At 37.5% G+C, this 26,307-nt stretch carries 27 protein-coding genes; 3 read left to right on the top strand and 24 right to left on the bottom strand.

The window, feature by feature from the left end; genetic code table 11:
- Positions 1-66: 66 nt before the first annotated feature.
- From RGQ13_RS19870 to RGQ13_RS19970, 21 genes are all read right to left on the bottom strand, one after another.
- A complete protein-coding gene (locus RGQ13_RS19870) occupies positions 67-705 on the bottom strand; it encodes a hypothetical protein (RefSeq protein WP_348391469.1) in 639 nt (212 codons plus the stop codon).
- Between the two features lie 125 nt (positions 706-830).
- Positions 831-1,232, bottom strand: a complete 402-nt coding sequence (locus tag RGQ13_RS19875; protein ID WP_348391470.1) for a GFA family protein — start codon at positions 1,230-1,232, stop codon at positions 831-833.
- A 129-nt stretch (positions 1,233-1,361) separates the two neighbouring features.
- The gene (locus tag RGQ13_RS19880) at positions 1,362-1,808 is read right to left on the bottom strand and encodes a hypothetical protein (RefSeq protein WP_348391471.1); all 447 of its coding nucleotides are present in this window, start codon (positions 1,806-1,808) and stop codon (positions 1,362-1,364) included.
- 128 nt (positions 1,809-1,936) lie between these two features.
- Positions 1,937-2,182, bottom strand: coding sequence for a DUF6868 family protein (locus tag RGQ13_RS19885; RefSeq protein WP_348391472.1), 246 nt, complete (start codon positions 2,180-2,182; stop codon positions 1,937-1,939).
- A 134-nt stretch (positions 2,183-2,316) separates the two neighbouring features.
- Positions 2,317-2,715: a GFA family protein gene (locus RGQ13_RS19890; RefSeq protein WP_348391473.1), complete on the bottom strand. Its 399-nt coding sequence runs from the start codon at positions 2,713-2,715 to the stop codon at positions 2,317-2,319.
- Between the two features lie 114 nt (positions 2,716-2,829).
- Positions 2,830-3,219 (bottom strand): RidA family protein, encoded by a 390-nt coding sequence (locus RGQ13_RS19895; RefSeq protein ID WP_348391474.1) that lies wholly within the window; start codon positions 3,217-3,219, stop codon positions 2,830-2,832.
- Positions 3,220-3,349: 130 nt separating this feature from the next.
- Complete coding sequence (locus RGQ13_RS19900; protein WP_348391475.1) at positions 3,350-3,922, bottom strand: YdeI/OmpD-associated family protein; 573 nt, start codon at positions 3,920-3,922, stop codon at positions 3,350-3,352.
- A gap of 113 nt (positions 3,923-4,035) precedes the next feature.
- Entirely contained in the window at positions 4,036-4,437 is a 402-nt protein-coding gene (locus tag RGQ13_RS19905; RefSeq protein WP_348391476.1) for a DUF4267 domain-containing protein, read from the bottom strand.
- Positions 4,438-4,564: 127 nt separating this feature from the next.
- Positions 4,565-5,071 carry a GNAT family N-acetyltransferase gene (locus tag RGQ13_RS19910; protein WP_348393443.1) on the bottom strand — a complete coding sequence of 169 codons (507 nt, stop codon included), beginning with the start codon at positions 5,069-5,071 and terminating at the stop codon, positions 4,565-4,567.
- A 144-nt stretch (positions 5,072-5,215) separates the two neighbouring features.
- Complete coding sequence (locus tag RGQ13_RS19915; protein WP_348391477.1) at positions 5,216-6,241, bottom strand: CPBP family intramembrane glutamic endopeptidase; 1,026 nt, start codon at positions 6,239-6,241, stop codon at positions 5,216-5,218.
- A 165-nt stretch (positions 6,242-6,406) separates the two neighbouring features.
- Positions 6,407-7,096 carry a hypothetical protein gene (locus RGQ13_RS19920; RefSeq protein ID WP_348391478.1) on the bottom strand — a complete coding sequence of 230 codons (690 nt, stop codon included), beginning with the start codon at positions 7,094-7,096 and terminating at the stop codon, positions 6,407-6,409.
- Positions 7,097-7,224: 128 nt separating this feature from the next.
- A complete protein-coding gene (locus tag RGQ13_RS19925) occupies positions 7,225-7,575 on the bottom strand; it encodes a DUF6559 family protein (RefSeq protein WP_348391479.1) in 351 nt (116 codons plus the stop codon).
- A gap of 112 nt (positions 7,576-7,687) precedes the next feature.
- Complete coding sequence (locus tag RGQ13_RS19930) at positions 7,688-8,008, bottom strand: YciI-like protein (protein WP_348391480.1); 321 nt, start codon at positions 8,006-8,008, stop codon at positions 7,688-7,690.
- A gap of 395 nt (positions 8,009-8,403) precedes the next feature.
- Positions 8,404-9,342 carry an MBL fold metallo-hydrolase gene (locus RGQ13_RS19935; protein ID WP_348391481.1) on the bottom strand — a complete coding sequence of 313 codons (939 nt, stop codon included), beginning with the start codon at positions 9,340-9,342 and terminating at the stop codon, positions 8,404-8,406.
- A gap of 200 nt (positions 9,343-9,542) precedes the next feature.
- Positions 9,543-10,019, bottom strand: coding sequence for a hypothetical protein (locus tag RGQ13_RS19940; protein WP_348391482.1), 477 nt, complete (start codon positions 10,017-10,019; stop codon positions 9,543-9,545).
- A gap of 112 nt (positions 10,020-10,131) precedes the next feature.
- Entirely contained in the window at positions 10,132-10,491 is a 360-nt protein-coding gene (locus RGQ13_RS19945) for a VOC family protein (protein WP_348391483.1), read from the bottom strand.
- 111 nt (positions 10,492-10,602) lie between these two features.
- On the bottom strand, positions 10,603-11,394 hold the full coding sequence (locus RGQ13_RS19950; protein WP_348391484.1) for an EcsC family protein: 792 nt from the start codon (positions 11,392-11,394) through the stop codon (positions 10,603-10,605).
- Between the two features lie 97 nt (positions 11,395-11,491).
- Complete coding sequence (locus RGQ13_RS19955; RefSeq protein WP_348391485.1) at positions 11,492-12,451, bottom strand: restriction endonuclease; 960 nt, start codon at positions 12,449-12,451, stop codon at positions 11,492-11,494.
- Between the two features lie 120 nt (positions 12,452-12,571).
- The gene (locus RGQ13_RS19960) at positions 12,572-13,876 is read right to left on the bottom strand and encodes a TIR domain-containing protein (RefSeq protein ID WP_348391486.1); all 1,305 of its coding nucleotides are present in this window, start codon (positions 13,874-13,876) and stop codon (positions 12,572-12,574) included.
- A gap of 144 nt (positions 13,877-14,020) precedes the next feature.
- A complete protein-coding gene (locus tag RGQ13_RS19965) occupies positions 14,021-15,271 on the bottom strand; it encodes an AAA family ATPase (protein WP_348391487.1) in 1,251 nt (416 codons plus the stop codon).
- A gap of 119 nt (positions 15,272-15,390) precedes the next feature.
- Entirely contained in the window at positions 15,391-15,708 is a 318-nt protein-coding gene (locus RGQ13_RS19970; RefSeq protein ID WP_348391488.1) for a hypothetical protein, read from the bottom strand.
- A 240-nt stretch (positions 15,709-15,948) separates the two neighbouring features.
- Here RGQ13_RS19970 and RGQ13_RS19975 point away from each other — a divergent pair, with 240 nt between their 5' ends.
- Together RGQ13_RS19975 and RGQ13_RS19980 are read left to right on the top strand one after the other, a co-directional pair.
- Positions 15,949-16,914, top strand: a complete 966-nt coding sequence (locus RGQ13_RS19975) for an integron integrase (protein WP_348391489.1) — start codon at positions 15,949-15,951, stop codon at positions 16,912-16,914.
- Positions 16,915-17,056: 142 nt separating this feature from the next.
- On the top strand, positions 17,057-17,965 hold the full coding sequence (locus tag RGQ13_RS19980) for a nucleoside-specific channel-forming Tsx family protein (protein WP_348391490.1): 909 nt from the start codon (positions 17,057-17,059) through the stop codon (positions 17,963-17,965).
- A 71-nt stretch (positions 17,966-18,036) separates the two neighbouring features.
- Here the strand turns inward: RGQ13_RS19980 and glmU are convergent, their stop codons facing one another.
- From glmU to RGQ13_RS19995, 3 genes are all read right to left on the bottom strand, one after another.
- Positions 18,037-19,395: a bifunctional UDP-N-acetylglucosamine diphosphorylase/glucosamine-1-phosphate N-acetyltransferase GlmU gene (gene glmU / locus RGQ13_RS19985; protein WP_348391491.1), complete on the bottom strand. Its 1,359-nt coding sequence runs from the start codon at positions 19,393-19,395 to the stop codon at positions 18,037-18,039.
- Between the two features lie 280 nt (positions 19,396-19,675).
- Entirely contained in the window at positions 19,676-21,745 is a 2,070-nt protein-coding gene (locus RGQ13_RS19990) for a VIT and vWA domain-containing protein (RefSeq protein ID WP_348391492.1), read from the bottom strand.
- A gap of 177 nt (positions 21,746-21,922) precedes the next feature.
- The gene (locus tag RGQ13_RS19995) at positions 21,923-22,672 is read right to left on the bottom strand and encodes a helix-turn-helix domain-containing protein (protein WP_348391493.1); all 750 of its coding nucleotides are present in this window, start codon (positions 22,670-22,672) and stop codon (positions 21,923-21,925) included.
- Positions 22,673-22,829: 157 nt separating this feature from the next.
- Here RGQ13_RS19995 and RGQ13_RS20000 point away from each other — a divergent pair, with 157 nt between their 5' ends.
- Entirely contained in the window at positions 22,830-26,282 is a 3,453-nt protein-coding gene (locus RGQ13_RS20000) for an acyl-[ACP]--phospholipid O-acyltransferase (RefSeq protein ID WP_348391494.1), read from the top strand.
- The last annotated feature ends 25 nt before the right edge of the window (positions 26,283-26,307 follow it).

Consider the following 26,307-nt stretch of genomic DNA (forward strand, 5'->3'; position numbering starts at 1 on the left):
GTAAAACGGGATCTTGCGACCTTCATACAAAGATGCATAGCTTTTGGTGTTAGCTGCAAACACTTGTTAGGCACCAGAAAATGAAAAGGTCAGCCAGGTCGAAGTATCGGTATCTACGGCTTTCTCGGGGAAAAAGAATGCTTGCGAGTCCCCTTCGTGATTGATCGCACTCACACTAATCATCATTTTCCAAATATTGCCCGAAAATTTCTTGCGTAGTACTTGAATTTCCCTATGTGAACCCTTCAAGAATTTAGGGCGTCTTCCCTTTTCGGTTTCTTCATACCCTGCATAAGGCACCCAGAAACCACCCCAATCTTTGAGATTCCACCGTTCAGGCTGACCCCATTCTTTATCAATGAGCAATTTTTCACTAAGCTGAGCAGAAGCATGAAGATTGTGAAGATTGCCAGTTTCGGCATTTTCTATGTAAAGATCAATAACCGCGTAGTCTTCGGCTTTACCTTTGGCGCAAACAAATAAAGAACCTTTGTCATGCATGAGATAAATTGAAGCCCCTGCCGGTAATTCGATCTTCTGCGCTGCTCCCCATTCACTTTTTCCGCAACTACCATCAAAAAGTGGCGCACTGATGGTTAAGCCTATAGAGATGGGCTTAGACGTAGGAACTTCTTCGGCCGCGATTAACACATGACTTAACAAAGTACACACTAGAAAAGTGATATTTCTTTGAATGCTTCTCATAATTTCCTCCTGATGCCTAACGCCTTGCTAAGTGGCGTAAAATAGTTAGCTAAAATTTGCGAGACACGAGCACCAACCAACTGTTTGGCGTCCTTTTGAGCAACTTGTTAGCTGCATGCTTAAAATTAACTACCGAAAGCCTCTAGGTGTTGAATACCATTATCGCCAATTTCATCCCAGTTAGCTTTCGAGCCTACCCAAATATGGTGAGTAATTTTTAAGTATCCATTGTCATTAGGCAATAGGCCAGCTGGAATGTACATCCGAGCACTATCATTTTTTCCAGGCAAATTTGAGCCACAATTAGTACAAAAACTAGTTTGCCAGTCATGGTTAGGTTTAAACCACGTTTTAATATACTTTTCACCTTTAATCCAACGGAAGTTCTCGTTGTTAGTTACTACCACAGCAATGCCATTTGCTCCAGTAGCACTACGACATATGGAGCAATGACAAAAATAGACGTCTGTTATTTGATTGGTGATTTCAAAGGCTATTTCACCACAGTTGCACTTTCCTAAAGTCATTTATACCTCGGAGAATTATCAATATATACTTTTACAGCTAACGCCTTACTAAACGGCAAATAATATTGGCATGTACTTTTGCGTTTTGCAAAAATCATGACGATGTTATTTGTCATATTTATTAACTTGTTAGGAATTTTTTACACTTAATTGTGACCAAGACTGAAAAGTACCAACGGCATATAACGTCCCAATAATTAAACAAATCCCCGAACTGACAAACCAAAAAGTTAAAGTGTTTTCAGGAAACATTGGCATTATGGCCACAAATGCTACACCTCGAAGTAAGTAAATTAGAGAAATAACAATCAGTCCTAATCTAAGAAGCGGAAGCCGAAATATAACTTTTGAGCCAGAAAGCGCATAGAGAGACCACACAGACAGAATCAAAACAATAATTGATGTAACGACAGTTGGATACCAATGTCCATCTTCGGCCATTCTTGCCATTTGTTCGCCAGCACCAAAAAAACGATACCAGTCACCACCGAAAATGATACACCCCAAGTGAGCTATAGCAGCAAGAGCGCTACAAATAGAACCGATAATTAAATATTTATTATTACCTGAGTGCACGATACTTCCCTAATTGTCTAACGCCTAGTTAAGGAGCTGATAATGTTTAGCTAAACTTGTGTAGCGAAGCGGAACCGACCCAAACTTTAGCAGTACCGCTTTAAATGCTTGTTATGTTGAACTAAACGCTAACCCATTAACTTTAATGCAATATACGGTGTTAAATTTAAAAGTAATATGCCTATTTTATAATTACCCAAAAATTGAAAATACATGTTTGGTAACTCTGAAGATTCAACACCTACAATTTTACTATGAAGGTTAATGGTGAAACTTTTAAATACGAAAATGAAAAATGCTGAAAATAAATATACGCCCAAATTTATTACAGTACACCAACCGAAAAAAGTAGTAAGTTCATTTACACCGAGCATAATTTATAACTCCATAAGTTTGGTTCTGCATAACGCCCATTTAAAAGGCTGATAATAGTTTGCTAAAATTGTGTACCGAAGCGAAACCGAACCAACTGATAGCAATCCCGCTTGAATGGCTTGTTATATGTAAATTACTCTTCAACTTGCCAATTGGATGGAAAGCTTACCCACTGACATTTATTCGAGTTATTAAGTGTATAGGCTGGCTCTAAAATTTCGGAAGCTGCAAAACAACCTCCTGCGATACCGATATAATCAGGCATCGTTGATATAGTCCAATACAAAGTTGTACCACAACTAGAACAAAAATAGCGCTTTTGTTCGTGATTTTGCTCTTGGTGCCATAGTGTATAAATTCTTGTATCACCTGACATATTTAATACTGCATCTGTTTTAAAATAAGTAGATATTCCAAATGCACTTCCCGTACGTTGCTTACAGTTTGTACAATGACAAACTGAATTCATTTCAGGTTGAGCTGAAACAGTGATAGAAACCTGTTTACAACAGCATGTAGCCTCTAGTGTCACAAAACTTTCCTTTGTATATAACTCCCTGTTAAGGGCAAATTGTATTTGGTTAAAATAAGCGACGAAGGAGCAAAAACCAACTGTTATTTGTCCTTTTGAGTGACTTGTTATTCATCAAGATTGTACTACTGCATCAACTTCTATTTCGATTAGCCATTCTGGGTTAATAAATTTACTAACTTCCATTACTGTATCGACAGGAAGAATATCTTTGAAATATTCACCTCTCACCTCAGCAACCTCTTTCCAGTTATCAATATTAGTAAGTAGCATACGAGTTCGCACAACATCATTTAGTGTGGCACCAGCTTCTTTAAGCGCAATCTCAATAATTTTTATACATTGTCTTGTTTGAGCAGCAGCATCATTAACACCAACAGTTTTTCCATTGTCATCAATAGGGGCAGTTCCTCCAACAGAGATAAAATTACCGACTTTAACTGCTCGAGAAAAACCTAATTTAGAAGCATAGGGACTTGTACTCGAAACTAGAACACGGTTCATAACGACTCCTTGATGTATAACGCCCAAAATAAGGGGCTGATAATAGTTTGCTAAATTGTATAGCGTAACGGAACCGAGCAAACTGTTAGCAGTCCGGCTTTAAATGCTTGTTATGACGAACTCTACTTTGCTAAGGTTTTTCTTCGTTAACAAGCATGTTCATGAATTTTGTAAATCGCCTAAGTCTGGTTTCAGGCTTCTTGGCACTTATCAATCCATATGCAATAGCGGAACGACTTGATTTATTAAGTGTTGCATAAAATTCTTTAACAATCAGATTAATCTCTAGGGCAGCTAGAAAATCTGAGGGAACTTCCATTTCACTTACCACATAGGCATTTTCCCAACGACCATCGGCTTTTGCTTCACGAATATGTACAAGCCCAGATTCCATTATTCGGTCTTCACTAATCAAGCGTTCCACATGCTTTGTGTTTCTTTTAGACCAGTTGCTTCGTGTTTTTCTGGGAGTTATACGTTGAAGATAAGATTGATCATCGATTGATTTTTTAACACCATCTATCCAGCCCCAACATAAAGATTCAATCACGACATCATCCCAAGTAATGCTCTTAATTCCACTATTTTTTTTATATAACTTTATCCATAATTCACTTTCAGAGGCGTGATTCATCTTAAGCCACTGACCAAGATCTGTCGATATTTCAAATGTCATGATACTTAATAGATCAGGCTCAGGCATCTAGTTAAACTCTTTTCGGCATAACGCCCTGTTAAGGGGCTGATAATAGTTTGCTAAAATGTGTAGCGAAGCGAAACCGAGCAAACTGTTAGCAGTCCCACTTTAAATTCTTGTTAGGCTTTTTGAGCAACAACCTTTTTAAAAACTAGAAATATTATTAATAGATACACGATAGTAGCGATATGCTTAGCAACAACTTTAAATGGAGCTTGAGCTTCATATGCAAGTAGCCCGTCTGTAATTGGCATAACAACAGCAAATAAAGCCCCCCACATTAAAACAATATGATTTCGAGTAAATAAAAGATAACCAAAAATCAGGGTAATAAAAATAGTGCGTGATCCATATATTTTCACCCAATCAGCATCCATACCAGAAAAAAGTTCAGTGCCTCTTACTGTAGAAAAGGCGGCAGGATCAATGAATGAAAAAGTACCATAAAATCCCTGTAACAAAACTATAAGTGAAACTAATACAAAACCTACTTTTTCTAATTTAGTAATTTTATTCGTCATAATATCCGTTTTCATCTGAATTATAGGAAAGCCTAACGCCCCAATAAGGGGCTAATAATGCTTGGCTAAACTTGTGTTGCAGAGCGAAACTGAGCCAAGCTTTAGCAGTCCCGCCTTAATTGGCTTGTTATATCTCGCCTCTAAAATCCAATTGATAGATGTCTACATTGAAACCTTGAATTTCAGATGATTTTTTAAATAAAAAGCCAGCTCTTTTAGCCACTTTAAGAGAAGGTATGTTTTCAGGATCTATTAAAGCTGAAATATCCTTTAATTTTAATTGTTGTTTGCAAAATTCAGCTACAGCAATTGTTGCTTCTGAAGCAAAACCTTTCCCTTGTTGAGAGGAAGCTAACCTATAGCTAACATGCAGTAAATCATTGCTTTCAACTACATGTAAATTTAGTCCGCAAACACCAACAAAACTAGCATCTAATTTTGAAAACATAGCCCATTGGCCAAACCCCTTAGTACGGTATTGTTGTTGGCAATTATCTATATATTTTTGTATTTCACTATCATTGTGAACACCAACTATTGAATATTTCATAACTTCAGGGTCAGACAAAACAAGTCGCAAATCAATTGAGTCTTTTGAATTGATTTCACGAATTTCTAATCTATCAGTCTCCATGACACTCAAAATATAATCCTTAGAGATATAACGCTTACATAAGCTGAAATTTATAGCCAACTATAATGTTTGAGGAACGAAAAACAGCCAACTGTAAATGTTCCGTTTAATGTTCTTGTTATGAGAAAATAAATGGTACATGGGTTAAGTTTTTTGAGCACACCCATCTAAGTTGCTTACTCCATTTTTTCGCCACATACGGTCGAAAATAATCATGGATACAAAAGCTAAAAATAAGAATAAGCCCATTTGTTCAGAAAAAGGAATGAGTCTCGGTGAGCTATTCATAGCTGTATGCAGTAAAACAACCATCAGAAGGTTTCCTCCTGTGCGATTGTAAAGCCAAGTAAAAATAATCCCCAACATAACACAAGCCCCTGCTTTAGCAAAAACCATTTCAGGTGGATCGCTATATTGGCCAATAACAAATAAAGGAAAATGCCATAGGCCCCAGATTAGACCAAGAAATACAGAGCTCAAAAGTGGACTAAAACTCGCCTGTAGGCGTGGTAACATCCAAGCTCGCCAGCCAGACTCTTCACCAATAGCGACCACTAAAAAAGTTAATAATATTGAACGTGTTGTATATAAAATCCAAGTTTGCAAGTCTAAACCGTGGTGAGAAATTTCTACAGGGTTTCCCGTCATGTATGCCATGAACAGTCCTAGTAACATCCATGTCGCGGGTAACAGCAAGGCGATCAACCACCACTTAATAGATATACGCCACTGGCTTATTGAATTTAGAGCATTTGACCGACTAACGACTAAAGATGCTATTACAAAGCCCCCAACCCCAGCAGAAACTATTGAACCTAATACTCCAGTAAATGTAATGCCAACTGGTTTAGCCGTAGAAAATTTTTCTGCTGTAATAGCATCGCCTGTAATCAATATTGAGAAATACAATCCAAACAGTAAAATGGAAAAAAAACTAAAACAGAACCACCACTTTCTATTGCCAATATTGGCTCCTGGACCGCATAAGTGATTTAGAAAAATTGCTGCTAATGCAGGGCCAAAACCGGCTCCAACTAGTATACGTCCAAGTGCCCAATTTGATCCTGCAAAAAACGGAACACAAAACCAAACAGCCCATGTGATGCCTACACTAATTAGCGTAAAAGATAAAATCGGATATCGCTCTGAACACTCTTTCAACCAATTCATTAGTTATTCCTTTGGGGATGCTCCCTCAACTACGATTTCGCATAACGCCCTGTTAAGAGGCTGATAATAGTTTGCTAAAATGTGTAGCGAAGCGGAACCGAGCAAACTGTTAGCAGTCCCATCTTAATTGGCTTGTTAGGCATATATACACCTAGCTGATTATTATTAAATTCTTACACCATTTACAAAACTGCAATTAGGAAAGAAAGGATAATGATCTACGGGCTTAAGCTCAATAATATTTACTTTACTTACTTTATCAGATTCAACTTTTTGTTCAATTTCAAAGTAAAACCACCAACGTTCGTTAAATGATGTTAATTCTATATAAGGATAACTTCTTATTTTCCAACTACCTTTGAGATGATCTTTTCGTTCGTTAGTTTTGTTGAGAAAAGTCAGTTGATAAGTATTATCTTTGTTTAAACGAAGGTTCACTAAAGTATCGCAATTTCGGCTTTCGTAATCATTAGCCAGATCTTGATTAGCAATTTTATCTTTTTGTTTGACTCCTTCTGGGAGTATAAACAAACCAACACTATCTTTGCTATACCAATGATTCCCTGATACAAGCGCTTCTACGTTAGGGATAGCCCAACCTAAATCAGAAAGTGAATTTATTAATATATCTAGAGTTTTATCACCCTTAATAAATGGCGAATAAAGCAGAGTTGATTGGTTAATTGTTTCAGGAAAAGAGAGTGTATTAGTAATAACTTTAAAGTTAGACTCATCCAGTTTTGAACTGATTTTTTCAATTTCAGTATCTGATAAATAACGCGTATATAAATGAACTTCTGTAGAAGAACAAGCAACAAGAGAAATACTAAGTATTACAACACTCAAAAACTTCATTAAATCGCATCCCTCCGTATATGCCTAACGCCCTGTTAAGAGGCTGATAATAGTTTGCTAAAATGTGAAGCGAAGCGAAACCGAGAAAACTGTTAGCAGTCCCGCTTTAAATTCTTGTTATGCGTAAACTACTCTCCGCCACCGCCGCCATCACCACCAAAATCTCCACCAGTGCCATCGTCTCCGCCACTATAATATGAAGAACCGAAAAGCGCCCCAAAAATCCCTATTCCTGATACGGAAGTAATTGTATTGCTCATTGATTCGGTAGATTCATTATCAGGGGTATTGGCTTTGGAAGTCGCAACGTCGCAATACATTAAATATGCGTAATGTATATGCCTTTTATCAAAGCCCATTTCATCTATGGTTTTATCAACTTGACCTTTTGTGTAAGTTGCTGAGCCGCCATACCTTTTAGCTAATGCAGGGCGAAGTTTGTACTTATACTTTCTAATAGTCGACTTTTTACCAAACATTGATAAAACTCCTTTTACGCATAACGCCCATTTAAGGGGCAAATAAGGCTTGGCTTAAATCGGGCACGCAGTGACAAAGACCAAGCTTTATTTGTCCTGTTTTAGTGCCTTGTTAGGTGCTAATTTCAATATTTTGTGGAGAGACACCTGCCCCTATAATTATTGACCATGACCTGACCTGCCAATTTTTTACAAGACCGTTTAAGACATAAGGATCTCGTTTGGCAAAACTTTCCGCAACGTCTGGAGAGTCACCCTCAAAAAGTAAAACGGCTCCATCATTAGGTTCGGTTAGCGCTCCACCCAATCTCAGTTCACCGCGATCTACAGCAGATAAAGCTAGTTTAATATGAGCATCACGAAATTCAGTCCTTCGCTCTATATAATCAGATACAACATCATATGTTAGTAGAAAATACATATTGGATTTCAACTCCCTTTACACCTAACGCCCTGTTAACGGGCTAAGTAAAGCTGGCTAAAATAGTTGAGGCACGAAACACAGCCAGCTTTATGTGTTACGTTAAACAGCTTGTTAGTTTGAGTAACCACGCTTCCGCCAGTTTACTGGCCACAAGCTATTGGTAAACATACACTTTTTACAATTTATCTACTGTACTTAAAAAGAAAACAAAATGGAAATGATTAGGTAGGTTAAGCGCTGATTTTAAAAAGTATCTACTCAAAAAAAGCGCTTACTTCAACTTGAAAACATTCCTTGTTTTTAACTCTTAAAGATAAAACAAACTAACGCATTAATAACCGGCTAATATTTTCTGTGTCCGGCGCTGAAGGCGCGTAGTTGATTGATTTGTTATACGTCGGCACCTAAAGAGTAAACCGCTTTCCTTCTATCGCGATATTAAATCCTGCAGATTTTACCTTCTGACTTTCCACACTATTTGGATTCAACATAGGGTTAGTATGATTCATGTGTATAAACCATACCTTTTTGCGATCTTCGCGAGAAAGCTGTTTTAGGGTTTCCATGGTTTCAGTAACGAATGGGTGTGGTATCAAAGACATGTCGCGACCAGGTAATTCTCCATCTGCAAAAAAACCCGCGTCAAGAAAAGCATAGTCCACCGTTGTTACTAACTTTGCGATATCCGTTTTCCATTCGTGCCACTTATTTATGTCTGGGATAAATATTGCAGACTTGTCTGGACCAACTATTCGATATCCTACAGTTTCAGAGTATTCGTCTCTGTGCGGCACTAAAAAAGGTGTTACTTTCACGCTACCTAATTTTTGCACTCCGTTGTCTTGCAAGGGTACTAAGGATATGTTTTTGTATTTAACAAGCTGGCTCCACGGTCCGTTTGTTTCCAAAAATCGTGCCATTCTAGGCATAGAAAATACAGGCACATTTGATGCCCCCATCGCCTCATGGCCTAAGAACATTAGCCCGGTGTAATGACCGATATGTGCGTGAGTAAGGAATATTCCTGAAAACTTAAAGTTCTCCAAAGGTGCCTCTAACTCTAAATCATAAAGTTGCGACGGGAAATTTGGTGTAGCTTCAAACATATATTTTGTCTTAGCCTGAGGGTCAATCAAACCAAGTGAGACGGCTCCCCGCCTGAGGCCGATATTTTTCCAACCGGGGATACAATGAACTTCATAACAGCCAGCTTGAGGATAACCTGCGTCTTGAGCCACACCAAGAACGTAGATATAAGGACTCTCACTATTAGATGAAGCAGCAAAACTGACAACTCCGAAAAGGCTCACTATTAATATTATTTTGAAGAGTAACGATCTCATAGTAATCCTCTATTCTCAATTGTGGTGTCAGTAAACGTATAACGCTGAGTTAACCGGCAGGCCGAAGCGTAGCTTTGGGCTGTCGGGCAGCCGTAGGCTGCGAAGTTGAACGTTTTGTTATGTGTTTGCTTCAATTCCGATTTCCTATACTGGGACTTAGTTTTGGTTACTATCGGTGAGCCGATATAAAACTACTAGTACTAGTCAGTCTCGATGTATTTGTCCATCTTGATGGCAAACCCAGGAACATAATTTTGTTTTGCCTCTTGATGCCACCACTTTCGGACCTCTGGTGTTGAGAACCAATTCATTAGTTCGTAAGACATAGCATCAATCACGCCATCTAGATCATCATCATTAAAATATAAATCCGCATCAAATTGGCTGTCGACATCTTCCAGCCAGATCACATACATTTCGACCAAAGCAATAAATCTCTCTAGGTCCACGCCATCTAGGGACTGTCCACTTATTCCTTTGCGATAGATTATTGCCAGCTCGGCGTCTTGGGCAATAAGTTCAGGTATGCGCGTTGCGGCAGTGTTTGTACTATGAATAATCGTAGCGCGCGCAATCAAAGTATTTTGTCGTATTTGAGCAGCTACATAAATAAGTGAAGAAATAATGGCTATGACGCCGACGACTTCAGAAAGTGCGATAATTGCGTTCCAATTCATCTCGTTACTCCTCTAGACACATAACGCCCTAATAATGGGCAAATATCAGTTGGTTAAAATAAGCGGCGAAGGAGCAAAAACCAACTGTTATTTGTCCTGATTTATTTGCTTGTTAGGTGAAAAACTCCATTAATTCATTTACGATCCCTGAAGGGTCTTTAAAAGCGGCATAGCGACCCCACCTATTTTCATTAGGTGATTTATGGATAAAAACTACACCTTTAGATTTTAACTCATTAATTTTTTCATCCAAGTTACTGACAGTAAGCACCAATGATGAATTTGAGTTATATCCGTGCTCATAGCTTTTTGCTTCCATTGTACCTTGAAACATAAACACATTATGTGAACCACTTTTAAGCTTTAAACTGTCTTCATGTTCTTCAACAAGTGTTAGACCGAGAATACCAACGTAGAAATCTCTCGAAACAAGTAGATCATGAACGACTAATAAAGTTGATGGATTATCCATAGAGGCTAAGTCTCCTTTCACCTAACGCCTTACTAAGCGGCGCGAAATAGTTTGCTTAAATTGCGAGGAACGAGCGCTAGCAAACTGTTTAGCGTCCGTTTGAGTAACTTGTTAGCCATTTTTAGGTAATGCATCATATGCGTCTTTGACTACTTCATATCCATATACACGTTCTAGTTTTCTAACAATAAAATGGCCTCTAGCCATGTCTTGAAAGTGATCAATAAATAAAGTATTTATTATTGCGCCGCCAGCTGCACCAATAGCAGGAACTGCTTGTGCAGCTGCTTTTTGAGTAACTTGAACACCAAACTTTTCAGCGATTTTAGCAATTAATTTAATTAAAATAGGAGCTGCTTCATCGGTAATACCTTTTTTTAGAATAAATTCTGCAGCTTCAGCAACTGACTTTGCTAGTGCTGCTCTTATCGCAAAATATCCCGACTCACTGCCATCATCTAGATCACTTGGCCCACCCAATGCAAACACCTCTAAACAAGCCATTTGAGTTTCAGGTGTTGTAATCGATTCACCTTCGCTACGAGCAATATCAGCTATAGAACGCAACATTATTGATGTTGAAATGGGTAGTTCAACAGCTATCGCCGCCAAGCCAAAGAAACCGCCGACACCACCACTAACTGCAACTCCCAACTTATGCCAAATATTAGACGATTCTTCACCAGGAATATCTTTCATCGTAAATATCGCAGCATCAGATGCCTTAATTAGAGACTTCTCTGTCACTTTAGCTATATTTTTACTCCAATCATCAGGAAGTAAATCTAAACCCTTTTCAATAGGAGTACCTATAAGATTAGTTATTTTTGCAGCAAGTCCCGGGTTCTCTAATAAAGATTTTGCAACTAAAAGCTCTTTTTCATGTGACTCAGAAATGTTCAAGTAAACTCCTTAATGGCTAGCGGGCGCAAAATTGTTGGCTAAAATTAGCGAAGAATGAGCGCAAGCCAACTGTTTTGCGTCCACTTTGAGCGACTTGTTAGCTTTCATACCCCAAGCCGCCCATGTATGACGGAATTTCCATTAGAGACTTAACTCTATCTTGCTCGTTATCTGTTAAGTGCCGACAAATATATGGATAGACCTTAATCATAAATGTTTTTAAATTTTCAAATGCCTCGTCAGAATATTCAATACCATCTCTTAGTTCATTGAATGTACTCATGACCCACTTTATAAATACAGTAGGCATCATTACATCTGAAATATCTTCCCAGCCATCACTTACATCTGATCGTTGCTTTCTGATATGGCGCGAAAGTACGTCATCACAATGACCACGGCACGTCCAGTAAACAAATTCATAACGCTTGGGCTCTTTTTCATAATCGACTCGTATTTTATTCCAGAGCTGAATAATCCCTTTGTCATCTTGCTCAAATAATTCTTTATCACAGACTTTACAATGAAGCTTCGGATCTTCTGCAAAAATTTGGGCTGGCTTGGGGTTGTTCGTTTTCCACTTATCAAGCGATTGGGGGAAGTATCTCTCAGCTATTTCCAATCCTTTTGCTGAATGTAATAAATTACTTTCTATTTTTTCATAGTCAAAAACTTGTGTTTCAATTTTCCCATCTAAACCTTGGAGGTTTCCTGCTAGCCCTGCGCTAGCAAGAGTTGAATAAAAGCCAATAAATCCATCACACTCATTTGCTTCAACACGATCTCTAATATTAGAATCATCGCTTGGTTTCACTGAACTTCCACTATGAGCTTTATGCTTACAACTAACCAACCATTTAACTAGGGTTTCTCCACCGACACCTGTTCGTTTTTCCAATACTACTAAATCGACACCACCATCAGCACCTCTATCAGGATCAGTTAAAATTTCATATCCAACAAAAGCTAAAAAGTCTCTAGAGAAAAGTTCAAATTGATCTTGTTGCCCTGTAGCAATATGCGCTTCTGGGATTTCTTTGAAGTCTAAAACAGCCAATGAGGCCTCCTTTGAAAGCTAACGTCCAAATAACGGGCAAAAGAGCTTGGCTATAATTAGTGAGGAACGAACTAAGCCAAGCTTTCTTAGTCCATTCGTTAATTTTCTTGTTAGCAGCCACTAAGCACCATGACATTTTTTATACTTTAAACCACTACCACACGGACAAAGTTCATTTCTAGTTACTTTCTGCTGAGACTTTTTTCTTAAACGCTCTTTTAATGATGCAACTAATTTCGAAGATTTTGGATCTATTCTCAGCATTTCGTCATAATGCTGTAAAGCTTTATCGTGCTCTCCCATATATTCAGTTAGAAAACTACCGTAACCAAGGTGAACCTCTATATAATCAGGGTTTAAACTTAGAGCTTTATCGTACAATTCACAAATGACCTTTTGATTGGCTTTACTCTTACTATTTCGCTTATAACAATTAGCTAAATTATTGTATGCTTTTTCTTCTGTAGGGTTATATGAAATGATTTCTTCATATTGCTTTTTAGCGCTTTCGATATCATCAAAAGCATCAGTTAATAAACAACCTAGGTTCAATCGTGCAACTGTAAAATTAGGAAAAAGATCAATTGCCTTGACTAACATATCTTTTGCTTTTTGATGCTCTCTTTTTTCATTAAATAGCATATAAGCATAGTCATTCAGTGCGAAAGCGTTTTCAGCATTTAATTCTATAGCTTTTTCATAATTTGCCTCAGCTTTTAGAATATTATTTTTTAATTTAGCTACTATCGCTCTTATTGCATAAGCATCAGATGTTGGTGTGTTATTCTCAAACCAATCGTCTATCTGTAGTTCTTTTTCGTCAATATTTGGATTTAATGTTATTTGTAATAATTCAATCAGATGATCAACATTTACACCACCTATTGATTCAATAAGTGATTTGTAGCTTTCATCTTTTAGTTCGCTAAAAGTCACATTTTTTATATCACTTATATAACTTAGGAATTCATTGATATTCGAAGAGATACTTTCCAAAACTTTAAGTTCTTGGATTTCATTGATGATAGCCGTAGCTGGTAAGCTATTTATTAATTCTTCTAGTTTATTTTTTTCTTCCAACCAATGTCTTGTATATAGAACACGTCCTTCGGCATTATAAATGGAAGGATTGCCAACAATAATAGGCAAAATTTTGTGTTTGTATTCTTTTTCTTTTAAAAGGTGAATAACTTCCTTTAAACAGTTCTTTGACTTCAAATAATCTTCGCTCACAAGAAGTATCGCGAAATCTGTATCTCTAATTTTTTCCATAAAGCTAGTGATACTAGATTTATATTCAATATCACGAACATCTCTAACTAGGCTTAATTGAAACTGGCTCAAATCACTTTCAATTTCATCGGCGACTTTAGTGTCGCTCCATGAATAAGAAATAAAAATACTAATTTTTGATTTTTTAGTCACGATACTTCCTTTGTACTCAACTGTTGGTTTGGCTGCTAACGCTTTGCTAAGCGGCTAAAAATGGCTAAAAATGGCTGGCTATAATTAGCGAGGAACGAGCAAAAGCCAGCTGTTTTTTGTCCGTTTAAGCAACTTGTTAGATTTTTAACTTAGCTTGAATAGCTTTTTACGCACATTTTCAGACGTCTCATCTTTATGCAACATTATTCTAATGCACATTAAGTAGCGAGGATCAGTTAACGAGTAAGAGCTAGAGTGAGCAATTTTTTTAAGAACAGGTTTATCTCCTTTTGCTAAATTAGAGAGTACTTGACCAATACCTGATTTACTTCTAGGGCAGTTATTTGGAAATTCTATAGCTATTTGTTTACCAATAGTTTCTGTGTTCACTTGATGGTGGGCTATTTTACCTAAAGCGTATATAACTTGATTTCTTCTTCCGTTAGCTGTTTCATCTGAGTTTAAATACGCTTCTATTACTGAATAGTTTTCACGTAATCCTTTTCTTAACCAATCATGATCTGCTAAATCTAATAAAGTAGGTTGATAAGTCCATTTATTATCTTCAAGAATATAAGATAGTCCTTCGCAATATTCATGTATCCTTTGAGGAACACCTAAAGTAATATCGTAAACGTGTCGTGCTAGTCGCTTCAATTGAGTCTCACCAATGTTTACTTTAAGATGATGTTGAAAACCATTTTCACAAAAAGTCACCACTTGTCCTGGCACTAAGCCTGCAACCCTAGATATTTCTTGAATTCTATTACCGACAGAAGATGGGTTTTTAGCAGAAGAAAAATACTCCAGCACTTGGTTAGGGACACCTACAATTAAAAACTTTACGTTATATTGAGAATAACGAGAATCATCTAATAGAATAATTATGTCGGACAATTCACTCATTAACTCATTATTTTTGAAAATAGTTTCGACATTGTCAAAAACAATTACAACAGGTTTACTGTTAGAGTTTTCGTTAAGGGCGATAAAAGATTCAATTAACCGGTCTTCTTGTTTTAATTCATAGTTACCTTGGTGAGATAATTCAGCCGTAGCTAAAGCCTTAACTCCTGCTTTTTTTGTTTCTGAATAGGAAACTTTCTGCGATGTTCCATTTTGTACACATACTGAATAAATTTCATCGACAATAGACTTCTTCATTGAAGCTCTTGCACAGTTGGCAACAACATATTCTATTTTCTTGTCAGAGAATACTTTCTTATATAACCATGATTTACCGTTACCACTCTCTCCAAAAAGAAATGAGTGCATACTTCCTTTAATTGATCGAAATAGTTCTTTTTCTAGAGCTTCCCTTTCAATGTACATAGTCTTATTTACTTCTGAATTACGAGGCGTAAACACCTCATTAATTTCGGCTCTTCCAAACATGAATCATCCTATGAATGTGATAAAAATCTAACGCCCCACTAAGAGGCTAATTTAGTTTGGTTAAAATCAGGAACGCAGTGACAAAAACCAAACTAAATTTGTCCTGCTTGAGTGCCTTGTTAAATTGTATTTGTGCTTACTGATTGCCCACATATTGGACAATACTTTAGCTCCAATTTGCCACTAGTTTTTAGTGACTCGATAATCTCATAAAGATCTGTCGTACATTTGGGGCATTTCGCCTCTTTAGCCGCACTTCGAATTTGATAAAGAAATAAGCCAGTTGTTAAAAGCCAAGTACAAGACAAGCCTACTAAAAAGAATAAGCTATCTGAACTTTCTCTTATAAAGTATGCGTGCACAATAGTCGTGAATAGAGCTGCAATAGCAAATTGCCATTGTTTATTACGCGACTTTTTATATTCGATTATTTCCATACTACTCTTTCAATTTAACAGCTTAATAAAAAGCAAAAGACTATGATTCAACACGGGCTCTAACTTCTTATCAAATAAAAATATTACGATAGCTTATTTTTTTACCAAATATCAATACTTTATGATGGTTAATTCTTTTATCTCTGATAAAAGACAGTTTTTTGCCGTGTTTCACGCATTTTTGGTTTTTTGAGAGTTTAACTATACTTGAATAGTTATTTTTAAAAGTAGGTATCAAGGATGAAATCTGAATTTTTAAAAGCTGTGTCCAAGCACATGTGGACTCGTCGATACGCCAAGAAAACCATTGAAGCATATTTATATTGGATCAAAGCCTTTATTATTTATAACGGTAAGCGCCACCCCAAAGAGATGCATAATGTTGAAACTGAAAATTTCCTTTCTTATTTAGCTAACGAACGCAATGTAGCTCCTAAAACTCAAGCCATAGCTCTTAATGCTTTAGTGTTTCTTTATAAAAACGTTTTAAATAAACCTTTAAACCTAGAGATGACTTTTAATCGCAGCACTAATCAAACAAAGCTACCTACTGTATTAACTAGAAAAGAAACGGTTAGCTTTTTTCATGCAATAAACCCCAAGTATTCTCTTGCTTGCCAATTAATGTATGGCAGTGGATTACGCTTAATGGAGCTTATTCGATTAAGAACTCAAGATATTGATTTTGACTATTTTTCAGTGCAAGTTTGGAATGGTAAAGTCGGAAAACATAGAAGAGCAACTTTAGCTAAAGAATTGGTTAGGCCACTTAAAAGGCAAATTGAAGCTGTTAAATTAAAGCATGAATTAGATTGTCAAAACTCTAGCTATGCCGGTGTTTGGTTGCCACATGCTCTATCTCGTAAATTTCCCAATGCAAGTAAACAATTTAGTTGGCAATTTTTATTCCCTTCTAGCAGGTTAAGCTCAGATCCTGAGAATGGTGCAATGCGCCGTCACCACATAGATCCAACCTGCGTACAAAAAGCAGTAAGAACTGCCGCATTAAAAGCAGACTTTGATAAACGAGTAACGTGCCACACTTTAAGGCACTCTTTTGCAACACATTTACTTGAAAGAGGGGCTGACATTCGTACAGTACAAGAACAATTAGGACATAGTGACGTACGTACCACACAAATTTACACTCATGTTATTGAGCGGGGAGCAAACGGGGTCCTTAGTCCGCTTTCCGATTTAATGTGAAATTTATCGTTAGGCAAATTACACAAATTTAAATAGTGCTCAATATTTAAACTATAATCATGTTTGATTTACGCTGTTTTTATTTCATCGTTCAAATTCAAGGTAGTCGATCACTAAAAATTCAACACTAGGGAAATATTTTATGAAAGTATTAACTTCATTACTACTTATCTTAAGTTTTCTACAATCAGGCTTTGTTACAGCAGCGACCGTGCCTGAAGATATCCATGAAAACGATTTCTTATGGCTTAATTTTCATCTTTATCATGGTGAAGATCAACGTGGTGGCCCCTTTAAATTTAACGATCAATATTTGGAAATTGAGTTTGGCGGACGCTCTGGTTTATTTGATTTATACGGTTATGTTGATTTTAAAGATGCGTTTAATAACTCTGACAGTGATGCTCACGATGGCTCAAATATGTTTGCCGATATTGAACCAAGAATGTCGCTCGATTACTTGTTTGATAAAGACTTGTCGGTTGGCATTATTAAAGAATGGTATATCGCTATGGATATATATTATGGCGACAATGAATGTGCACAAACTTGTGTGGTAGATGTTGTGGATGAAGTGCCAGTTACAACTGAAAGTAGTGGTTTGAAAATTGTTTGGCTGGGTATTGGTACCGATATGGAACTACCTTGGCTTGGTAAAACTGGGGTTAATCTGTATGCCCGCTTGATAAGAGAAAACTATGGTGCAACTAATGAAGATGAGTGGGATGGTTATGCTTTTCATATGAATTGGTTTAAGACACTTCACAATTTTGAAAATTCTGGCTTTCTCGCCTTTCAAGGATATTTTGATTATGAATTTGGTAGCGATCTAGATGAAGGTAACAGTTTTGAGCAAGAGTATCGCACCGACACTTCTTTGCAATCGTATTTAGGTATTTGGTATCACTTACCAAGCTCGCACTTTGCAATGGGTTACGGGTTAAAGTTATACGATGATATGACCCAGTGGAAAGACGGTACTATTTTAGGCGGTAAAGAAGTAGATACTAGTGGTGCAGGGCATTACTTTAATTTGACCTATTCTTTCTAGAAGAGAGATATTAAAACGCCGGCATATGCCGGCGTTATTATACAAATTCTGAAAATTTATTGGTCGATAAATTACTTTTTAATTGGCCTTGTCCAGCCGGTAATGTTGCGTTGTTTAGCTCTTGATACGGCTAAGGTGTCATCTTCAACATCTTTCGCAATAGTAGAACCAGCGCCGGTTGTTGCCATTTTACCAATAGTAACAGGGGCAACTAAAGAAGCATTTGAACCAATAAATGCACCATCGCCAATGATGGTTTTAGATTTATTTACGCCATCATAGTTACAGGTAATAGTACCTGCACCAATATTTACTTTTTTGCCAATTTCAGCATCGCCTAAATAGGTTAAGTGCCCTGCTTTTGCGCCTTCATCCATGGTTGTATTTTTCATTTCAACAAAGTTACCAACGTGTGAGTTGGTTTTCATTATGGTACCTGGGCGAATGCGGGCAAAAGGTCCCGCTGAACATTGCTGACCAATATTGGCATTTTCAACAATGCTGTTTGGTTTAATTTCTGCACCTTGGCCAATTTGGCTATTGATGATAATACAGTTTGCGCCAATTTTTACATTATCGGATAAGCTTACATCGCCTTCGAAAATGCAGTTCACGTCGATCTGTACTTCGTTGCCAACAGTTAAATTACCACGAATATCAATACGCGTTGGATCACGTAAACTTGCGCCAGCAATCATTAGCTCTTCGGCTTTACGTAACTGATACGCTCGTTCAAGGTTCGCTAGTTGTACTCTATTGTTTGCGCCTTCTACTTCAACTTCAGTACCGGGGTGAGCTGTATGAATGGTTTGACCATCACTATGTGCCATAGCTATTATATCGGTAAGGTAGTATTCACCTTGCGCGTTGTCACTTGAAAGGTTAGATAACCAACGCTTTAAATCGCCACCATTGGCTAATAAAATACCGGTATTACATTCAGTAATTGCAAGTTGCTCAGCCGAAGCATCTTTTTGTTCAACAATACCAACCACATTACCACCTAAACGAACAATGCGCCCATAGCCTGTTGGGTTTGCCAAGTGAACTGTTAGTAACGCCATGCTATTTTTTTGCTTGGCTTGAATGAGTTTTTCAATAGTTGATACTTTAGTGAGTGGCACATCACCATAAAGCACTAAAACGTCTTCATCATCTTTTAAAAATGGGCTAGCCATATCTACCGCGTGGCCAGTACCAAGCTGCTCTGCTTGCTCAACAAACGTTAGATCATCACCTTGAATACGTGCTTTGAGCACTTCACCACCAAAACCATAGACTAAGTAGATATTATCAGCATTAACCGCACGAGCAGAGTCTATAACATGCTCTACCATAGATTGATGAGCAACCGGGTGTAAAACTTTTGGCAAGTCAGAACGCATGCGGGTGCCTTTACCCGCGGCTAATATAACCACTGAAAGTGACATAGAAGTTCCATTTTTTATTTTAAAGATGAAGATAATTGTGACTATTTTAACGTTGAATAGCTTTAATTTCTAATCTAATTATGATTTTTCGCTGTTTTATTAAAAGCATTTAACTTAGTAAAGTTTAGGCAAAAAAAAACCTCCAAAAAATTGGAGGTTAAAAATAGCATTTCAGGGAGGAAAACTATGAAAGTTAACTGTGTTAAATAATAGCCTTTACCTTGATAAAAGTCCGTTAACGAAATGTAAAACCCTGCAATAGTTTGTTGTCATTATCTTGTTAACAAACTTTGCCTCGTTTAGTCTTCAATGCTCGCTGAGCAATAGTTAATAGTAGTACAAACAAGATCCAAGGCGTTGTACTACCACCACCTCCGCCACCAAAGCTAGGTCGGCTTTTATTAAATGCTGGTGTGTTCTTATCTATGTGATTATTACGAACAGGGGCACTGGTTCTTTTAGCGCGAGCAGCGTGTTCTTTTGCTACGCGCTGTTGATTTTGACGGTCAATACCATGAGCGGAAAATTGCTCCTCGCGCATCACTAACATTGAGGTGTAGTCAGTAACTAATCCATACTCGATAGCTAAATCGGTTATTGCTTGCTCACTGTCTTTATCGGTACCTAAATAGTCCATTTTATCCTGTATGTTTTGAATTGTAGCAAACGCCCATAACCGTTCTAATTCAGGGTGTAATTCACTTTCTTGGGCAAAATTAAAGCGTGTGTGATAGCGGTTTTTATCACCCGATACTTTACCTTTTATCGTCACCTCTGCTTCACCATCACCATCACCATAGTAATGACCAAAAACAACTAATTGCTGACCTCTATATAAAGTATTTATATTTTTCGGCGTCATATCTTTAACTTTCACACCACTGATTTCTATATCCAAATCGTGAAATGCTTCATAGCCTAGCTTTGCCGTCGCCTGCATTAATTGCCCTACTATGTCATCACTATTAGACACATCAATGGCAAAACCATTTGAAATTTTGGTCATACCGGCCAGCAATGGTCTATTGGCACTATTGCCCATAACAAAGGTAAACAACCTTACATCTACTTTTTCAAGCATTTTAATAAACGCTTTTTTCTCGGTTTTGCCAACATTAGTAACACCATCGGTCACCAAAACAATTGCACTTGGGCGATCAGAATCTAAGCTTTTTAGAGCCATTTCCATACCGTTATAAAGGTTCGTGCTGTTTCCTGGTTGTTGTTGCTCTAGTTTCTGCATCAAATGCAATACATTTTCGCGAGTGGCTTGCACATAACCATTAGTTAACTGCTGCGCATGACTGCTAAAAATAACCACTTGAAAGCGGTCTTGATCATTCAATTTATGCAAACCTTGACGCACCCCTTCAACCATACTTTGGTATTTTCCTTGCATAGACCCTGAATAATCCAATACAAAAATAAAGTCTCTGCCTTGCGTAATTGGCGATAAGTCTTCACCTGGGGTTACGGTCATCATAAAGGTACCACGTTCTTTGCCTGGCTGTTTGTAGCTCACCAAATCAATAGAGCCAGGTAATCCAGATTTTAAGCGCCAGTAAACAACAATGTCTTGATCAAGAGAAAATGCCGGTACAGTAGCTACTGGATTATTGGCAGTGCTTCCTTCTTCAATTATTGCGGTGGTTTCCTCACTAGAAAAGCTTACAGTCCATTCATCAGCAGATATTTGCTGTACCAATGCCTGCGAGTGTTTAGGTAAGCGAAACTCTTCCACGGGGTAACTAGAGCGAAATACTAAATTAAAACTAAATTTATGTTTTACTTTATCTTGATAGTTCCAAAATGCGGTCTTAAGTTCATCAACTCCGCCTTCTTCCATAGGGTATGTGTAACGACCTATTGATGTTTCTACTTCTGCAACTTGCAAGTAAGTTAATTGAATACGAACCTGTTGCTTAGCGCGTATTGGGTAAACTTTAGTATCAAAACTTTTGTAACTGTCTTTTTCACTAAGCGCAACGTCTCGTCCAGCTTGCTTTTCTTGTTGGTAAATTTGTTCCGCTTTATGCTTTTCTACTACTTCACCAGTTATTGGCTGACCATCTATCCAATAGGCAAACTCACCAAGTGAAGCTTCTTTTGGTAGAGGAAATGAATATATCGCCTCTAAATCAATGTCGTTAGGGTTATAAAAGACTTGTTCTATGCGAGTAACCACAAAGCCGTCTTCAATTACCACGTTGACATGATGCTCGTTAATATCTAATGCAGGCAAAGAGCCATCACTAGGTGTAAGTAAGCCACTGGCTAAACTGATTTGGCTAAATAACGCCAAACTTACCAGCAGTGATTTGCTGAATATTTTTATAAGTAAGTTGTTCATAACTCTGTCCTTCCTGTTTTAACAGCAACGGCTGTCATTGCTTTGAATTAGGAAGTAACACAGTGGAGGGGAAGATTATAATGTGCAACCAAAAGCAAAAAGGTTGCAGGTTTGTCGAGTATAAGTATTAAATACCTATACTTTATGTAAACAAATTGTTTATAAATATTCGTTTATTTAAGTTTGATGAGGCTGTTTTTTCAGTAAATGTTGCGACAATCCGAAACGCCAACTGCGCATCGCAAGTACAACAGTAACGCCAAAACGCTGCTCTAAGGGTAAGCTAGAGTCTTCATGATTTAACACCTCAAATTCTTGCGCAATACGTTTAAGTTTACGTTGAAATTCACTATTACTGGCACTGGCAAGCATACCATTAAGTACCAATAAGCTTTCTTCATCTTGGTTAAAGCGTGAGTTGAAAAATTCTTGGCCTATGGTGCGTTGAAAGAATGCTTGAATGGGCCCGTTTTCTCGCCAACCAAAGTTTGCTGCAACCAAAAGCTTAATTCTATTACCAGGCAATAACTCAATAATTTTTAGTTTATCTAGACGTGCCAGTTTTTGAATACAGTAATGGCTCTCTAATTTATAATGCTCAATGATCTCATCCATGGTCCACTTATTAAGTACGCATAGCGCAATTAATAGCAAACCAAGATCTTGGCTTAACTCTTGTTCCTGTTCAACATTGAGTTGTTGCAAGTGTGCTTGTTGCTCAGACATCAAAAGTACTAAATCTGAAATTTCTAAATCCATCATCTGACATATTTGATCTAGTCGTTGCAGCGAAATATTTTCCTCACTAAACAAACGTTTAATGCTAGCTTGAGTCAACCCTATGTGTTTTGCAACATCAGCATATGTGTAGCCGTGAGCTTTTAGTGATTTTTTTAATGAAATTAACAGTGAACTTGTTTGAGCCATAGGGTAATCTAATTATTGTTGGTTAAAAATGATTCATGGTATTAAATATTTATACCTTATGGCGAATATATTGCAACAATTAAATTATTGGTAGAAAAATATAACAACAAAATACACACTAGCATCACGTGTTAGCAACCAGTAAACCAGGGAAAATATGAAACAGTTATTCAGCTTTAAAGGATTTTTCGCCTATATCGCCATGGTATTTATTAATGCCTTTGTTGATTTAGGGCACAAAATTATTGTACAAAATACCGTATTCAAAATTTACGACGGCGACATTCAAATCGTATTAACTGCAGTATTAAATGCATTAATACTACTACCCTTTATTTTCTTATTTTCCCCTTCTGGTTTCTTAGCCGATAAATACCCAAAACCTAAAGTAATGCGTAACAGTGCCTTAGTTGCTATTGTCGCAACCTTATTAATCACCCTGTGTTACTACCAAGGTTGGTTTCTTGGCGCCTTTGCTTTAACCCTATTAATGGGCATCCAATCTGCCATTTATTCTCCGGCAAAGTACGGTTATTTAAAAGAATTAATTGGTGTTGACCATTTAGCGCAAGGTAATGCTTTAGTGCAAGCCGTTACTATAGTTTCTATTTTATTAGGTACCTTTGTCTTTTCAGCATTCTTTGAACTATTACTGACCGGCATAGAATTAACTGACAGTGGCATTATTTTACAAGGCGTAGTCATTTTAGGTTGGGTTATGGTGGCATTATCGGTGCTTGAATGGTGGTTCTCTTGTCAGTTAAAAGAAACTAAACCTGTTGATAATAGTATGACTTTTTCTACTAAAACTTATATCAAAGGTCAGTATCTTGGTAGTAATTTGAAAAAGATTTTCAGTAATCGAATTATTTGGCTATCGATTGTCGGCTTATCAATGTTCTGGTCGGTATCACAAGTTATGCTGGCAACATTCCCGGCGTTTGCTAAAGAAGTATTGTCGGAGAATAACACCCTGGTGATCCAAGGAATTATGGCCAGTACCGGTATCGGCATTGTGCTTGGATCATTGTTTGCTGCTCGCATATCAAAAGATCATATCGAGTTAGGTCTTATTCCTATTGCTGCCATAAGTTTTGCGTTATTACTTGGCAATATTGCCACTCTTGATTCAAGTGTTGCTATGGCATTTACTTTCTTTGGTTTAGGTATAAGTGGCGGCTTGTTTATTGTGCCATTAAATTCTTTAATTCAATACACTGCCAAAGAAGATGAATTGGGAACCGTTTTAGCAGGTAATAACTGGGTACAAAATGTCGCCATGTTGAGCTTTTTAATGGTGACCATTGCTTTAGTGTCTTATGGCATGAGCAGCACTGATATATTTTATCTGTTAATGGCGTTGGCGTTAACGGGTGCAATATACACTGTCTATCAATTACCACATTCGTTAATTCGCATTGTTGCCTCTTTTATTATGCAACGCCGCTATAAACTGCAAGTACTTGGATTTGAAAACTTACCCGCTAACGATGGCCTATTGTTACTCGGTAATCACATTAGTTGGATTGATGGCTTAATTGTACAAATGGCTTGCCCACGTAAAGTTCGTTTTGTCATGCTGCGCAGTATTTATAACCGTTGGTACCTTAAACCTATTGTTAAATTCTTTGGTGCCATTCCTATTAACGAAGGTAATAGTAAAGAGTCTCTAGCACTGGTTAATCAAGCATTACAAGATGGCGAGGTTGTTTGTTTATTCCCAGAAGGAGCAATTAGCCGTACCGGAGCCCTGGGCGTATTTAGAACTGGCTATGAGCGTGTGGTCGATAATGTTAATGGCGTAATAATACCATTTTACCTACATGGGTTATGGGGTAGCCGCTTATCGCGCGCAAACAGTAGTAAACTTCGCGAAAACACTCAGCAGGGATTCCGCCGGGATGTATCAATTAGTTTTGGTGCGCCATTAGCAATGGAAACACCTGCTATTGAGTTAAAACAAAAAGTATTTGAGTTAGCATTTAATGCCTGGGAATATCAAACCAGTCATGCAGATCCATTGCCGTTAGCTTGGATCAAATCAGCAAAACAAAATTTATCGGCATTAGCGGTTAAAGACACCACAGGTACGAGTTTTTCTAATCGTAAATTATTGGCAGCCACGGCAACGTTAGCCGCTAAAATAAAACAGTTAGATAACAGCCAAAATATTGGCCTTATGCTGCCTGCAAGTAGTGCCGCTGTTATGGCAAACAGTGCGGTTTTGCTTAACGGTCAAACCGCGGTTAATCTAAATTACAGTACCAGTGTTGATGCTGTAAGCTCTGGCATTACTAACGCTAAAATAACTACCGTATTTAGTTCAAAGAAGTTTATCCAAAAACTGCAAAGTAAAGGCATTGATTGCGATAAAATGCTCGCCAATACCAATATTGTTTATATGGAAGACATTAAAGAAAAACTGTCAAAATCGCGTTATATTTGTGCCAACATTGCCAGTTATGTATTGTCATCTAGAATGTTTTACCGTGTATTTGGTACTCCGGTTGATATTAACGCTCCTGCCTGTATTTTGTTTTCAAGTGGCAGTGAAGGTACGCCCAAAGGCATCATATTAAGTCATAAAAACTTTTCGGCAAACATTAAGCAAATTAGTGATGTATTACGAACTAATGATAAAGATGTGGTTATGGGCTCATTGCCGCCATTTCATTCATTCGGCTTAACAGTTACTACCTTTCTACCATTAATCGAAGGGGTACCGGTAATTTGTCATCCAGACCCTACCGATGCATTAAATATTGCTAAAGCTATCGCCAAAAATAAGGCTACCTTGCTTTGTGCTACCGCAACATTTTTAAGGCTGTATACGCTTAACCGTAAAATTAATCCACTAATGCTAGAGAGTTTACGCCTAGTTGTTGCTGGTGCAGAAAAGCTGCCAGAGGATACTCGTCAAAGCTTTAAAGATAAGTTTAATAAAACAATTTATGAAGGCTATGGTGCTACGGAAACAACACCTGTTGCCAGTGTAAATATTCCTGATCAGCTCGACCCTAATGACTTAAAGGTGCAATCTGGTAGCAAAATTGGCTCTGTCGGTATGCCATTACCAGGCTGTTCATTTAGAATTGTTGATCCTGTGAGTATGGAAACCTTACCAACTGGGGAGCAAGGTTTAATTTTAATTTCTGGTAGTCAGTTAATGTTAGGTTACTTAAATGACGATGAAAAAACCCAACAAGTTATTGTAACTTTAGATAATCGTCGTTGGTATAAAACTGGTGATAAAGGCTACCTTGATAAAGACGGATTCTTAACCATTGTCGATCGCTATTCTCGATTTGCAAAAATTGCTGGTGAAATGATCAGCCTTCAAGCAGTTGAGCAAGAGGTAAATAACGTAATTACCGACGATTTAGGCGAGTTTTTAGCAGTTAACCTACCGGACATCAAGAAAGGTGAGAAGATCATCATATTAACCACAACCGATATTACTGAGAAACAGTTAAGACAAGAGTTACTTAATAACAACTGTAACCCCTTGATGATCCCATCTGAGGTTTATAAGGTGGAGCAAGTCCCTAAATTGGGCAGTGGCAAGTCTGACTTTGCTGGGGCGAAGAAATTGGCATTAAGCTTTGCTTAGGTAAAAGAGATAGCTATTTGATTTT

Source organism: Thalassotalea psychrophila (assembly GCF_031583595.1).
In the GTDB taxonomy this organism is placed as follows: domain Bacteria; phylum Pseudomonadota; class Gammaproteobacteria; order Enterobacterales; family Alteromonadaceae; genus Thalassotalea_A; species Thalassotalea_A psychrophila.

Coding starts and splice junctions, on each gene's coding strand:
- RGQ13_RS20000 (WP_348391494.1), top strand. CDS start 22,830: ATGAAACAGTTATTCAGCTTTAAAGGATTTTTCGCCTATATCGCCATG.
- RGQ13_RS19870 (WP_348391469.1), bottom strand. CDS start 705: ATGAGAAGCATTCAAAGAAATATCACTTTTCTAGTGTGTACTTTGTTA.
- RGQ13_RS19910 (WP_348393443.1), bottom strand. CDS start 5,071: ATGGAGACTGATAGATTAGAAATTCGTGAAATCAATTCAAAAGACTCA.
- glmU (WP_348391491.1), bottom strand. CDS start 19,395: ATGTCACTTTCAGTGGTTATATTAGCCGCGGGTAAAGGCACCCGCATG.
- RGQ13_RS19965 (WP_348391487.1), bottom strand. CDS start 15,271: ATGTTTGGAAGAGCCGAAATTAATGAGGTGTTTACGCCTCGTAATTCA.
- RGQ13_RS19875 (WP_348391470.1), bottom strand. CDS start 1,232: ATGACTTTAGGAAAGTGCAACTGTGGTGAAATAGCCTTTGAAATCACC.
- RGQ13_RS19990 (WP_348391492.1), bottom strand. CDS start 21,745: ATGAACAACTTACTTATAAAAATATTCAGCAAATCACTGCTGGTAAGT.
- RGQ13_RS19905 (WP_348391476.1), bottom strand. CDS start 4,437: ATGACGAATAAAATTACTAAATTAGAAAAAGTAGGTTTTGTATTAGTT.
- RGQ13_RS19900 (WP_348391475.1), bottom strand. CDS start 3,922: ATGCCTGAGCCTGATCTATTAAGTATCATGACATTTGAAATATCGACA.
- RGQ13_RS19895 (WP_348391474.1), bottom strand. CDS start 3,219: ATGAACCGTGTTCTAGTTTCGAGTACAAGTCCCTATGCTTCTAAATTA.
- RGQ13_RS19945 (WP_348391483.1), bottom strand. CDS start 10,491: ATGGATAATCCATCAACTTTATTAGTCGTTCATGATCTACTTGTTTCG.
- RGQ13_RS19980 (WP_348391490.1), top strand. CDS start 17,057: ATGAAAGTATTAACTTCATTACTACTTATCTTAAGTTTTCTACAATCA.
- RGQ13_RS19920 (WP_348391478.1), bottom strand. CDS start 7,096: ATGAAGTTTTTGAGTGTTGTAATACTTAGTATTTCTCTTGTTGCTTGT.
- RGQ13_RS19935 (WP_348391481.1), bottom strand. CDS start 9,342: ATGAGATCGTTACTCTTCAAAATAATATTAATAGTGAGCCTTTTCGGA.
- RGQ13_RS19915 (WP_348391477.1), bottom strand. CDS start 6,241: ATGAATTGGTTGAAAGAGTGTTCAGAGCGATATCCGATTTTATCTTTT.
- RGQ13_RS19885 (WP_348391472.1), bottom strand. CDS start 2,182: ATGCTCGGTGTAAATGAACTTACTACTTTTTTCGGTTGGTGTACTGTA.
- RGQ13_RS19925 (WP_348391479.1), bottom strand. CDS start 7,575: ATGTTTGGTAAAAAGTCGACTATTAGAAAGTATAAGTACAAACTTCGC.
- RGQ13_RS19940 (WP_348391482.1), bottom strand. CDS start 10,019: ATGAATTGGAACGCAATTATCGCACTTTCTGAAGTCGTCGGCGTCATA.
- RGQ13_RS19975 (WP_348391489.1), top strand. CDS start 15,949: ATGAAATCTGAATTTTTAAAAGCTGTGTCCAAGCACATGTGGACTCGT.
- RGQ13_RS19970 (WP_348391488.1), bottom strand. CDS start 15,708: ATGGAAATAATCGAATATAAAAAGTCGCGTAATAAACAATGGCAATTT.
- RGQ13_RS19995 (WP_348391493.1), bottom strand. CDS start 22,672: ATGGCTCAAACAAGTTCACTGTTAATTTCATTAAAAAAATCACTAAAA.